This window comes from Nostoc sp. NMS4 (assembly GCF_017115095.1).
In the GTDB taxonomy this organism is placed as follows: Bacteria; Cyanobacteriota; Cyanobacteriia; order Cyanobacteriales; family Nostocaceae; genus Nostoc.
The window spans coordinates 1-13,001 of record NZ_JABXKI010000230.1 but is presented as its reverse complement, the minus strand read 5'-3'; the positions used below and the strand labels follow the sequence as shown (position 1 = coordinate 13,001).

At 42.0% G+C, this 13,001-nt stretch carries 10 protein-coding genes; 2 read left to right on the top strand and 8 right to left on the bottom strand.

The window, feature by feature from the left end; genetic code table 11:
• Nucleotides 1-224: 224 nt before the first annotated feature.
• Entirely contained in the window at nucleotides 225-599 is a 375-nt protein-coding gene (ebsA, locus tag HWQ37_RS20495; protein WP_289797664.1) for a type IV pilus biogenesis protein EbsA, read from the top strand.
• Nucleotides 600-739: 140 nt separating this feature from the next.
• On the opposite strand, the gene HWQ37_RS20490 is transcribed toward ebsA, so the two are convergent.
• The 5 genes from HWQ37_RS20490 to HWQ37_RS20470 form a co-directional block, all read right to left on the bottom strand.
• Nucleotides 740-1,543, bottom strand: a complete 804-nt coding sequence (locus HWQ37_RS20490; protein WP_292750303.1) for a PEP-CTERM sorting domain-containing protein — start codon at nucleotides 1,541-1,543, stop codon at nucleotides 740-742.
• 479 nt (nucleotides 1,544-2,022) lie between these two features.
• On the bottom strand, nucleotides 2,023-4,128 hold the full coding sequence (locus HWQ37_RS20485; protein ID WP_292750301.1) for a M3 family metallopeptidase: 2,106 nt from the start codon (nucleotides 4,126-4,128) through the stop codon (nucleotides 2,023-2,025).
• 326 nt (nucleotides 4,129-4,454) lie between these two features.
• Nucleotides 4,455-7,106, bottom strand: a complete 2,652-nt coding sequence (locus tag HWQ37_RS20480) for a CHAT domain-containing protein (protein WP_465249711.1) — start codon at nucleotides 7,104-7,106, stop codon at nucleotides 4,455-4,457.
• Nucleotides 7,107-7,429: 323 nt separating this feature from the next.
• On the bottom strand, nucleotides 7,430-8,080 hold the full coding sequence (locus tag HWQ37_RS20475; protein WP_292750296.1) for a sigma-70 family RNA polymerase sigma factor: 651 nt from the start codon (nucleotides 8,078-8,080) through the stop codon (nucleotides 7,430-7,432).
• 505 nt (nucleotides 8,081-8,585) lie between these two features.
• Entirely contained in the window at nucleotides 8,586-9,014 is a 429-nt protein-coding gene (locus HWQ37_RS20470) for a DUF4363 domain-containing protein (protein ID WP_292750293.1), read from the bottom strand.
• Between the two features lie 429 nt (nucleotides 9,015-9,443).
• Here HWQ37_RS20470 and HWQ37_RS20465 point away from each other — a divergent pair, with 429 nt between their 5' ends.
• Nucleotides 9,444-9,728, top strand: a complete 285-nt coding sequence (locus tag HWQ37_RS20465) for a cytochrome b family protein (protein WP_292750290.1) — start codon at nucleotides 9,444-9,446, stop codon at nucleotides 9,726-9,728.
• Between the two features lie 207 nt (nucleotides 9,729-9,935).
• Here the strand turns inward: HWQ37_RS20465 and HWQ37_RS20460 are convergent, their stop codons facing one another.
• The 3 genes from HWQ37_RS20460 to HWQ37_RS20450 form a co-directional block, all read right to left on the bottom strand.
• On the bottom strand, nucleotides 9,936-11,312 hold the full coding sequence (locus HWQ37_RS20460) for a DUF2330 domain-containing protein (RefSeq protein WP_292750287.1): 1,377 nt from the start codon (nucleotides 11,310-11,312) through the stop codon (nucleotides 9,936-9,938).
• 57 nt (nucleotides 11,313-11,369) lie between these two features.
• Nucleotides 11,370-12,215: an RnfABCDGE type electron transport complex subunit D gene (locus HWQ37_RS20455; RefSeq protein ID WP_292750284.1), complete on the bottom strand. Its 846-nt coding sequence runs from the start codon at nucleotides 12,213-12,215 to the stop codon at nucleotides 11,370-11,372.
• Nucleotides 12,216-12,623: 408 nt separating this feature from the next.
• Nucleotides 12,624-13,001: M10 family metallopeptidase C-terminal domain-containing protein (locus HWQ37_RS20450; RefSeq protein ID WP_465249710.1), on the bottom strand; the 378-nt coding region annotated here is incomplete at its 5' end.

Sequence of the window (13,001 nt, the reverse complement as noted above, 5' to 3'; positions counted from 1 at the left end):
GTTAGGAGTTAAGAGTAGAGACGCGATTAATCGCGTCTCTACAAGAGTTAAGAGTTTTGTTTATCTCCTTGTTTATCTCCTTGTCCCCTTGTCTCCCTTGTCTCCCTCATCTCCCCAGTCCCCAGTCCCCAATCCCTACCATGTGCTTTAGACACATCTTTGGGGAATACTACTAACATCCACTAATATCCCCAGTTGCCAACTAACTTGAGGAATATTTAACTATGTCTATTGAGCAACTCCAGCCCGCAACTCAACAACAAGCCAGTGTTTACTTACCTTATGTTCAGGGCGCTAGGCGCAATTTCTTACCTTATGCCATCAGTCTTTATCAAAAAGGGGTTTTGGAAGGACATCGGAAGATCGAAGCCAGCGAACATGTTCCTTTTGTCGCTTCCTGGAATGTTGCTACTTTACCCTCAGACTTAACCCGTTGCCGAATTCAGTTTGATGGCAATGCTGATCTGAGTTATGAACTGATGATGGCTAGTTTCGAGTTCATTAATTTTTTAATTGAACTTATGGACAACTATAAACGCTATCGTATAACCGATTTTTCACAACCGTTTTACCGCAAGCTACTGCGTATAGATGATTGAGGTGAAACTCAAAATTAATAGGTTAGCAAGTTCGTAACAAGGACTTTAGTCCTTATTTTTTAAAATTATTTGCTCACAAGGCACTGATGTTTACAATTCAGCTTCAGCCTTGTGAGCTTTCTTATAACAGCCTCCCAGTTTTAAAACGTCTTCTTAAGTTCGAGGTCTTTTCTTCTTTTCAGAACCATACCAAAACCAGCTACCATTAGAGTTCCAAGAAGGCTAGCGGGTTCTGGAATAGAAGTTTCATTTATGGGTACTTTGATTCTTAAATTTGCCAAAGTAGCCTTAGTTATGGTCAAGGATGTTACACCTGGCAAACCTGGGATGTCAGACTGAAAATCAAAGACTGTGGGAGTTAAATTACCATTGGGATTACTATATCGCTCCCCATATCCACTGACTTCAAAAGTACCTTTATACTGCTTTCCGGTGTCTGGATCGATGACAGTGCCAGTGTAGAAAGCTTTTGTGAGATTAAATTCATCTTGAACTACTCCTTGAAAGGTGGTTCCTGCCAATTGTCCTTGGTAAAGAAAGGGTGTCAACTGACCACCAGAGAGAACAGGCGATGTGAGAACACCATTAAACGAGACAATCGGAATACCTTTAAAGTCAACAAAGTAATGCGGACTTCCATCAGAGCGTGTTTCTACCTTTAAATAGTCTGACTGATATACAGGAACATAATTAGGATTATTATTAGTACCTAAGTTCCGGTAATAAGTTCCAGTATCATCCGTATCAATACGAGTAATACTGTTATTGAAATTGGGATTATTTCTGGGAAGTTCGATAGTTCCTGATAATGTACCAGTACTTTCAATTGTGATGAATTGAGCAGCAATTGCACTTGCTCCACTCATAGCGATCGCCACTGCTGCTAAACAACTGCTGCTAACAACTGCAAAACCTAGCCTAAGCCCTGATGAACTCACTTTCATTAACAAATTGCTCCTGAAATCGCCGATAGTAAACACACCTAAATCTGCTGAGATTTATTACAAATATTTCTCAAGCATGATTTATTATTCCCATGCTCATGATGGAAATTTCATCGGCAACAAAAAGCCTTTTCAATCGCTATTTGATCGAACAGAATTCAGGAGTCAGGAGTCAGAATTCAGAATTAATTCTGTACGACTGGTGAATGATTAACACGCGAGTGCGTCTCGTAGAGAACAATACAGTTCAGTTAAGGCTAGCAGTCTTGTCTTTCAAAGTCATTTTTTTAACGTAGACGCTTCTCTGGCTTGCCGTAGGCTACCGCAGAGGACGCAGAGAAAAGAAAGAGAAGGAAAAAATTGCTTAACTTAACTGTATTGTCGTAGAGAACGTCTTGATTCTGATTCACTTCGACATTTAGTTAAGCAAAGATTTTATATAGAGACGTTGCAATACAACATCTCTACAGAAGTGTTGTTTATTGTGCAGCAGCACTCACTAAACCATTGTGCCTGAGCAATGCGATCGTACTTGGTTCACGACCCCGGAAAGTTTTAAACACCTCCATTGGATGCTTGCTACCACCGAGCGCTAGTACGGTATCCCGATAACGCCTACCTGTAGCTTTTATCGCTTCTTCATTTTCTAGCCCTGCTTCTTCAAAAGCGGCAAAAGCATCAGCGCTAAGTACTTCAGCCCACTTATAACTGTAGTAACCTGCTGCATAACCACCCTCAAAAATATGCCCAAACGCACATAACATTGAATCTTCTGGAAGTGGTGGTAAAATAGTAGTGGTCTTGGCTATACGATGACGCACATCTGCCGGAGTTTCATTGCTACCGGAACGATAGCGGTAGTGTAGTTCTAAATCAATACTACTAAAGTGAATTTGCCGCAACATGGCAGTACCACTCATATAATTACGCGCCGCTAGCAGCTTTTGATAATAATGCTCCGGTAGGGCTTCTCCAGTTTCGTAATGTTTAGCCATGCCAAATAAAGTGGGCCGCTCATAACACCAGTTTTCCATAAACTGACTGGGTAGTTCCACTGCATCCCACTCGACATTATTAATACCTGCGGCTCCAGCATAATCAACCTTGGTAAGCATGTGCTGCAATCCATGGCCAAACTCGTGGAACAAAGTTTCTACTTCATAGAAAGTCATCAAACTCGGCTTGCCATCGACTGGGGGAGTTTGGTTACATATCAAATAAGTCACAGGCAAGCGAATCCCAGATGCACCATGTTCAGTTTTGCCACGATTGATGCATACATCCATCCAAGCACCACCGCGTTTTTCTGCTGGACGGCTATAGGGGTCTAAGTAGAAGTAAGCGATAGGAGAACCAGTTTCATCAGCTATTTGGAAATAACGGACATCCTCATGCCAGACTGGGGCTTGACCATCAGCAGAGGTTACAGTCACGCCAAACAGCCGCTTCACAAGTCCAAACAAGCCATCTAAGACTTGGGGAAGGGGAAAGTAGGGACGCAATTCTTCAGCAGTAAAGGCAAATTTTGCTTCTCGCTGGCGTTCTCCCCAAAAGCTGATGTCCCAGTGTTTCAAATCCTGATATTCTTCTCCATAAGATGCAGCAAAAGCTTGGAGTTCTTTTAAGTCTTTGACAGCAGCATTATAACTGGCCTGGCGTAGTTCTTCTAATAATGCTTCGACTGCCTCAACATTAGGAGCCATCTTACTGGCAAGGCTTAACTGAGCAAAACTTTTAAAGCCAAGTATATCTGCGAGTTCTTGCCGTAACTCCAAAATACGCACAATTAACGGGTTATTATCTAAATCGCCACTAGAAGCGCGAGTGATATGAGCTTTGTAGAGCTTTTCACGCAAATCTCGACGGGTGCTATGCTGCATGAAAGGGCCGAAACTGGGGAAGTCTAAAGTAATGCGCCAAGGGCCATTTTCTGCTGTGGCGTTCTCTTCTTTTGCAGCTCGTGCAGCTTGAGCAGCTAAACTCACCAAACTTGGTGGTAAACCATCAATTTCCGCTTTTTTTGTCAGGGTTAAGCTAAAGGCTTTCGTAGCATCAAGTACATGATTAGAGAATTTGGTTGAAAGTTCTGCCAACTCCATTTGAATAGTGTTGAAACGCTCTCTAGCTTCTCCTTTTAAGCCAACACCAGAAAGTTCGGCATCTCGAATCGCGGCTTCTACTATGCGTTGTTGGGCTAATTCTAAAGTTGCCCAACTTTCACTGCTACGGAGTGCCTTAAAAGCATTGTAGATCGGTTGGCTTTGACCGAGCTTATTGATAAATTGTACAACTAGTGGCTGTACGATTTCATGAGCTTCGCGCAGTTCTGGGCTATTCTTAACACCCATTAAATGATTTACCACCCCCCAACTCCAGGAAAGCCGTTCTGTCAGCTTTTCTAAGGGTTCTACTAAACCACTCCAACTAGGCTCTACATTAGCCTCTAAGGTGGCAAGTTGCTGGTCAAGTTCTGCCAGCAACTGATTGAAGGCTGGTACTACTCGTTCTGGTTTAATCTCTGCAAATGGAGGTAAACCAGTGCCTTGGAGTAAGGGATTATGGGAAATAATGGTACTTGCACTCATGATTTTGTGTGAACTGCGAACGAATAAAAATCAACAATGATTTTTAGTTATATATCTTCTAATGTAACGATCGCTGTGCTATTTAGTATTGCCATTCTGGTAAAAAGGCAAAAAAAACGATAATTCCTCACAAAAGTATCCTGATATGACTATTTTGCTTAGTTTGTGAACAATACACTACTGGTCTGTCAAATTCATTTTGACGATTAGAGAGACGCGATAAATCGCCGTCTCTACTCTTAATTTATCCATCAATTATTTATTGACAGACTACTACGGCTGATGTGAGTTGGGATTGACATCTTCCTCAGTCCCCAATCCCCAATTCACAACCAATTACCAATCAATACATAGGCAGACCAAAAGCTTGGCGCTCTGTAGTTGGGATGTTTTAACAGTTTTAGTTGCGCACGGTGGACTGCTTCAGCTTTGGTGATTTTGCCACTCTTGAGTTCTCGATAGAAGGCACTAACAAACATCGCTGTTGATTGATCGTCAATCTGCCACAGGGAAGCTATGGTACTACGGGCCCCGGCTCGGACAGCTGCTCCGGCTAGACCGAGTGCTGCACGGCTGTCTCCTGTTGCTGTCTGACAAGCACTCAAGACTAGTAATTCTACTACAGTTTTACCCTGACTGCGGAAGAGAGTATCAAAATCTTTGACATTAATCTGACCATCGAAATCTAAAATAAAAGTGTCTTCAAGGCGGGAACTAAACTGACCGTGGGTTGCCAAATGTACTATGTTGAATGAAGCAGCACCAATTTTACTTTCCAAATTCTTTTTCTTAAAATCCCCATCCAGTAAGCTGGTTGTCGTAACTCCTGCTTTGCTAATACCTTCAAATTCAGATTTGATCGCCAGTAATGGCGCAAACTTGGGAAATCCTGGCGGCGGCTGAGTTAGTCCTGCGGTTAGCGCTCTGAGCTGCTGTTTTACCAACGGTTTGGGATCGAGGAGTTGTAGCCCCACGCTCAGAGCGATCGCATATTTCTCTACCAAGTATTGTTTACCATCGTAGAGAGCTGCCATTGGTAAATTGCGTAATGGTCCATCTAGGACGAACACTAAGGTATCAACATCACTTTTTTGCAATTGTGACTCAATGGGTTTAAGCAGCCAGTTGTAAACTTGTTGCGATTGGGTTTGGACAATCTTAGTAGCAGTTGGATTGACAAGATTTCTTCGCAGTTCTACTAAGAGTTTCTCGACTTCTGCTTGAGAAATCTTGTTAGTGTAGTTTTGCAGAGGTTGTTTGGGAATTTTGACAATTACTTGGAGTTCGTCACGAAGAATAATTGGATAAAGGATGGCAGCTTTGGAATTATCTTTGTCTACTACTCGATCGAGGGTTACTTTTTTATCTTGCAGACAAGCTTCCCGAAAAAAGTCGTCTAATTCTGCTAGTTGGAGTGCTTCAATCCGCTCGCGTGCTTTCTCTAATATTTTTTCATTTGGTTTTCCTTGTTGAGATTGCAGCAGTAACTCTACTGACTGGCGGTAGACTGGTTCTACGCTGTCTCGGAAGTTAAATTGTACTTCCTGATTCACTACATCTTTGTTGACTACTAAATCTCTGCGGAGAGACTTAAGGGTGTCTACAGCAGCATCATAAGCGGTGATCGCACCATTAATATTTTTTTGTGCCCAAAGCAATCTACCTAACTGCCACTCCAAGCTATAGGTAATTTCTGGGGCATTGCTACTCTGTGCCAAAGCTAATCCTTGCCGCGTCAGGTCTTGCGCTTCTGGCCACTGTCTAGTTTCTTCGTACAAGCCGCCTAAACTCTTCAGAGCATAAGCCTCTGCCCGCTTATCTCCTAAACTCCGAGATTGCTCGATGGCACGAGCAAGTAACTTTGCTGAGTCTTTTGTACTTAATCCTGAGTAAAAACTCTGACTTGATGCTTGTAATACACCACTCTTGACTTTTGCTAAACTTTGTGAGTAGTTAACATGAGCGTAAATACTCGCACGACTGAGGGGGAGTTGCTTGAGTTGGGACTCAATAGGCGGTAAAAGAGTTTGAACTTTAGCCCATTGTCGATCTTCAATTAGTAGCCCCAGGTGATTGAGTTGGGCTTGGATTTTTGTCAGGGGCGAGGGAGATACTGCGATTGTTTGTTCATAATAGGCGATCGCCTGTTCCTTTTGGTGTTGTCTACGGGCATTATTCCCCAAACTGAACAGACTAGCCCCAATATCAGCCCTTGATTGCAGGTTTTGAGCAATTATCAGACTTTCTTCTAAGGCTCGGCGTGACTTTTTCAAATCGCCCAATACCAAAAGGGCATCACCGAGCGATCGCAAACTCACTGTCTTTTCTATAGAATCTGGTTGAGATTTTAACGTTTGACTGATTCGATCGAGTGTTTTGACAGCCCGTGGGTAAAATCCTTGGGTACGCCACGCCTGTGCTTGATTGATTAGCGATCGCACCACGCCACTTTGACTATTTGCTTGCTTGTAAATTTTTTCTGTCTCCTGCCAAGTTGCCAAAGCCGCCTCAGACTGTCCCATGGCCAATTGCAGACGACCTTGAATATCTAGTGATTGGGCAAATAGTTGCAGATTTTGGTTTTTATCCTGTGTTTTGAGTAAATTTAAGCTCTCTGTAATTGCTTGTTGCGCCTGATTCCATGCGCCGAGTTGCTGGTAAGCTAAGGAAAGATTACTCAGTGTGGCTGCTAATGCGAGGCTATCCCCTTGCTGCTTATATATTTGGACAGCTTGTTGTAATACTTCTACAGCTTTGGCAAAATTTTCAGTACTGTATAAAACTTTGCCCTGCTGTAGGAGTGAAGCGGCATCAGTGGCCACAGGCAGGGATGTTAAACTGTTTATTGGCAGTTGTGATGAGGAATTGATTGAGCCAGGAACTTTTGCTAACACTGGTGAACCGACAATGCATAGCAAAGCGACTAGGAAATACAAAGACAAACGTAAAAATATCCTAGTTGTTTTAGCCATAAGCATGAGACGAGTTAGAAGATAAGCAGAAACACATAGGATGAACCATAGGCTACCAGGGTAATGTTACCATTCCCATCCCTCCCAATGTCTGAGCTTCCACAATCTTCTTATTTGTTGCGATTGGAAAGAATATAGTGATTTTTTAGCGATCGCTAACCTTAACCAAAAATCCACCGAAACAGTGCCGAGTAAAAAGTAAAATTAACTAGTAGTCTGTCAATAAATAATTAACGAAATGAATTTTATGTAGAGACGGCGATTTATCGCGTCTCCCCAACCGCCAAAATGGGTTTGACAGACCACTAGCTATCCGCTAACAACACCGATTATAATAATCCCTCCAATTCTGCGAATTTACGCAAACGCGGTAAACATTGGCGTTGATAAAAACTACTTAATGTCGGAATTGATAACCCAAATTCCTCAGACAAATCTTTCCAGCTAACTTCTGGGGGTAAGCGTTTGAGAATTAACACCTGACAATTCACATCTGGATGTCCTTTAATGTAAGTACCGCACAGTTCCCCATCAGAATCTGTCTTCACCCATATCTCCAAGTCTTCCAAAATCGGAGGTGCTTGGGGGCTAGCCGGTAGGTTATCTACAGGATCGGTAATTTCACTTGTTCCACCCGATGTAGACTGACGAATTCTCAGAGGGACTGTTGTGGCTTGTTCTCGGTTCTGGTTAAGGTAAAAGTCTTGTAGTCTCCGTTTTAGGTAAGCATTCAGCCAGGTGATCACACTGCCATAATTGGGATCGTAGATTTGGCCTGTCAAACCCTCACAAACATTGCGACAGAAATACAACCAAGTTTGTTGTAGTGCGTCTTGATAATAGGGAGTAGTTTCCCTCCAGAGTCTATTTGCTGTCAAGCGAATAATTTGCGTGAGCAGCTTCTGACGCTGAGGGCTTCCAGGTTGATGTCCACAGGCTTCTGTAACTAAGCGGCGTAGCTGTTCATCGAATTGAACCATGACAATCTTGGCGAAGAAAGCAAGAATATCTTAGTATTGCGTATAACAACACCCTAAAAAATTACCTTTCGTCAAGATATAGCAAAGTGCTGAGTGCTGAGTGCTGAGTGCTGAGTGTGAACCCAGTTTTTTCAAGGCTTTGAGCAATAAACAATGTCCTAATTGCCTTGGCAGTTGCTATACTGGATCTTTTTTAAAAGAAAGTGGGTAACGGGCGTAGACTATTGGGAAATTTGAGGTTCTGAAGTGAATAGGCATTATCCCTACCCTATGAGTATATTCAGGTAGGGAATGCCGCGATGCATTCAAAATGGTTTGAATGCCAATATGGTTCGGTTAAGGTTTTTTGATGAAAATTCTAGATCACAAAGACGATAAATAGCCATCTCTACGAAAGATCAATTATTGTAGAGACGGCGATTCATCGCGTCTGATTATTGTGAAAACGGCGATTCATCGCGTCTCTTTCCTTAACCGAACAGTATTGGTTTGAATGCACATTTAGTTAAGATTTTGAAACAGCAGTAATATTTGTTTCTAATGACTGCAATGCTGTCAATAACTTGTCTTTTTGGGGTTTAGAAGCTTTAAGTTCTCCTGTAATCTGATCCATGTTTGTCTCTATAGTTTCATAATTCTTACGAGATTTAACTTTGATACCATCTTCAACTTGTTTCCAAGCATCCTCAAATTTGTCAAATTCTTTTTTAGCTTGAACAAAGTTACCAGATGTAACTGCGGTTTTGGTTTTGGATACTATAGTTAGTAAACTACTATTACCCGTAGTAGATGTTGTCGCCGGGGCTGATGCGACACTAGCATTAGGAGTCACTGCTGGGGTAGTTTGGGTAGTAGGTTGTTCGGGACTGTTGCAGCCTACCAAAGCTAGCAAGCTTATACCTGCAACGATCGACATTAATTGAAAACGCTTCATTGTCAAACTCCTCGATTAATTATTAAGCTGTAATTGACGAAAGTGAATAGTTTGTTTGCTATTTGCCTATATTAACAGCAACATTCACGGCGCTAGTCTCTAGTAGATAAATATATCACTTAACCCTATACTTATTTCTATAGGACTAGTACCGCAAGGCGGAATTAAAAATTAAAAATTAAAAATTAAAAATGAATACAGCATAAGCGTTTGGTTAATCTGGAATGGGTGGTTTATTTACGCCGTGCTGTACTAGTATTTGATTTTTGAAATCGATTCATCGCGTCTCTACCCAAGGATGTGTTGCAATCATTAATTGAATTGGTATAATTTTTTTCATAAATCACCCGCACTTGATATAATTCAGCAACGCCTAATTTTGATAACCACTAGTGCAAAAATAATAAATTCCTGGGAAGATTACTTACTATGAAACGAGCATTTCGCAAGTATCACCGCATGATTGGCATCATAATTTGTCTACCTCTAATGTTAACTGTATTGACTGGAATGCTAACGACTATTGTTAAGGAATGGCCAATTAGTACTGGACTATCTTCTAGTTTTTTGCTAAGAATTCATACAGGAGAATTCTTACATTTAGAAGCAATTTATCCAATTTTTAATGGATTGGGACTGATTGGTTTACTGGTGACAGGAATAAGTATGTCTGGATTATTCAGTCGGAAAAAACGCAGCGATATGAATAATTAAGGAATAAGAATTAAATAATATACAATTTATGTACCTGGTTTAACTCACCCTCAATCCCTCTCCTTATAAAGGAGAGGGAAGCTAGAGACAGGATGAAGTTTTGCATCTTATTTAATCCATGTTCCTAAGATTAGCTTATTCGAGATTTTAGGAGGTTATGTGAGGAGTATTTTTTGAATTAACCTTACTCCCCACTCCCCATTCTCCTTAATATAATCTCAGCCAGGACAGTAAATTTTCCCACCAAGAATATCCGAGATTACCTACACTCAACTTCATTTTGTTGCGAATATCTTGGATTTTCCAGTTAGTTAGTTTAGCTAGAGTTTGCGCCTCTTGTTCAAAACGCTTGGGTAAAGATCGTTTATATTCTCTACCAGCCTGACATTTGAGTTCCCCTTGAAAGGGATGTTGCAAAACATAACGCCCTTGGAAAGATTCACTGTTGGCAGTTTGTTGAAATATCAAGTCTTCAGGGAATTTATCGCGGGTATAGCGAACATGCAAGCGGGAGATAAAAACGTTACTTCTAGGAAAGGAACGACGAAAGCTGGGTGGTACTGGCACATTACTTGTAGAATTATCATCTAGCCAAAATACACCTGCTTGCTTGAGTTCCTCTGGGGTTAGTGGTTCAGCAGAGCAAGGATCGCAACTCCCCATATCCCAAGCGTATTCTAAAAAACCAACTTTCCTGTCTTCTTTGGTGTAGACAGTTTGAAACATGGATTTGTAGAATTCACCAAATTCATCTTTGACGAATAAGGGAATGTTTGCGTCGGAGGGAATTTTCACTGTCCGATAGTTAGTGATTTCTGCTTGTCCTTGGGGTGAGAGGATGTAGACAATCAAATCCTGCTCTTTCGTAGCATTGATCATGCCCAAACGAATTGGTAGCATGAATTTAGGTGATTCGTAGGAAATTTGTAACGGACGGAGAAACTGGTAGCCAGATTGCTCGAATTTATCTAAGTTGACTTTGGCAACAAAAAATTTCATTGAGGAGCGAATATAAGGCTGAAGTAACTGTTTCGCACCTCTGGGGATTTTGTAGCCACTGCGTTTGAGCCAAGTTTCTAATCCGCCAGATTCTTTCGCACTGAGGATCACAATGTCGTATTCGCCAACGTTAAAACGTGCTTCAACCGTCACACCCAAGCTAGCATCGCCCCTTGCTCTCCTCGCCTCACTTATCGCTCCTGCTGGCGCTGGTGCTGCTGATAACACTCTATCGTAAGCTGGCGCACAAGGATCTGGGTCGAAATATTCTACCAATCGCGGCGCACTAAAAGCATCTAGGCGCTCGATAATCTTGGGTTCAGTGACGCGAACTTGCTCTTTTTGCAGCACCGTTGGTACTGGTACTACTATTGCAAAATCTTTGACTTCACCTTGAAAATCATTTGCCATTGTTAGGATAGTGCGATCGCCATCCCGCGCAATTACAACCTGAGAAGCTTTGTTATACAATTTTGTATCAGCTTTGGCTACATAAAATCCACAAAATGCCCAAGCTGCGGGTGCAAAGCACAAAACAGCTACAATTGCCAACAATAATGGTGTTAAAAGTCGAAAAATTTTCATTTTATACCTCTACTTTTTTAGTGCTGAGAGACGCGATGAATCGCGTCTGTACAATAATTAAGAGTGCTGAGTAAGAAATTCTTCCCCTGCTTCCCCTACCTCCCCTGCTTCTTCATCTTTCTCTTGCCAAGCAAACCTTGGCGCTAACCAGATAACATCTAGCAAGATGCTCAACGGTGCAAGGGCAAACAGCGCCCAGAAAACTGCTGTGGAAACAAAGAAATAATTTCGTAGGATAAAGGTTAATCCGGCGATGCAGATTGCCCAAACTATGCGCCCAATTCGGGAATTGGGAATCGATCGCGGATCTGTAATCATAAATAGGGCGAACAGTAGCAAAGATCCGCTCATTAATCGATGCCAGTAAACATCCCAAGTCCAACCCAGCCAGAAATTGCGAATTGCCTCTAGTAAAGAGTAAGAACCCAAAAAAGCTGCTGTGGTGTCCCAACGACCGATGCGCTGCAAAATCATGCCGCCAGTGCCGACAAATAATAGCCCATACCACCACTCTTCACCCCATTGTCCCGGTGAAACCCAAGCATCGGGGGTGAGAATTAAAGCAGATATAATGCCAAAGTTGGCAGGATTGAAGAAATGCTTATCGCCAACTTGGAAGATAAATTTGCTGGCGATCGCAATTGTTGCAGCTATTGCCATTGTCGTCCAGTGGTCAGCCCGCAATAGTAAACTGAGTCCAAGCGAGGTAATTAAAGCACTGCGAAGATTTGCTACTTGTTCTTTGCCTGTTACCCATGACAATATCCATTGGGTTGTAAGACAAGTGGCGATCGCTACCCCAATTAATTCTGGCCGCAGTGTCCAATCACGTGTACCGATTCCCAAGACTAGGAACAAGCCGAGAAATAGAATTTGATAATCTCGTATATCTTTGAGCAACATTACCCTTTTATTCAGGGATTTCCCGTAGATTTCTCATCAATTTAGACGAGTCTTAGCTCAAATGGTATTGCTGTTACAGATTTTGTTACAAAATAAAGCATCGACAGACCAAAGCGATCGCTGTAACGCTTGAATTTAAAGATAACCAAAAGAGGTAGGAATGCGATGCCTACGCACTCCTACCTGTTTCAAGTTAATTGACCGAATAAGCTATTGCTAAGAGCTAAATTATTCAGGACTTACGCAAAATATCTCTTCAACTCTCATTTCTCCGTGTTCTCTGCGCCTCTGTGGTACCCTGCGGGAAGCCGCTTTGCGTCTACGATTTTTCCTTACCTGTGCGTAAGTCCTATTACTCAAGAGCATGGGGAAGCCACAATCTGAAAATATGGAATAAAAGGAAAATATTTATACCAGCACAACGTCCAGATTAACCGAGAAGCCAGAAGGCTTGTTCTCGATAGTAGCGAATTGATACCCTGCAAAAAATAAGTTACCATTAGTGGTGTTGTAGCTGAACTGGTTGTTAGAGCTAGCACCAAACGCAGACTTGGAAATCTGGATTTTGTCACCCTCTTTCCACTGGAAGTCTTTGATGATGTCGATACCTTCGTATTTGCTATTGAAGACAAACTTATCTGCGCCAGCACCACCATATAGTATGTCAGTGCCATAACCACCAACGAGAGTGTCATTACCTGCTCCACCATTGAGAACATTATTGGCGCTACTACCAACAATCGTATCGTTGCCAGCTGTACCAATTAAATTCTCGATGCTGACTAA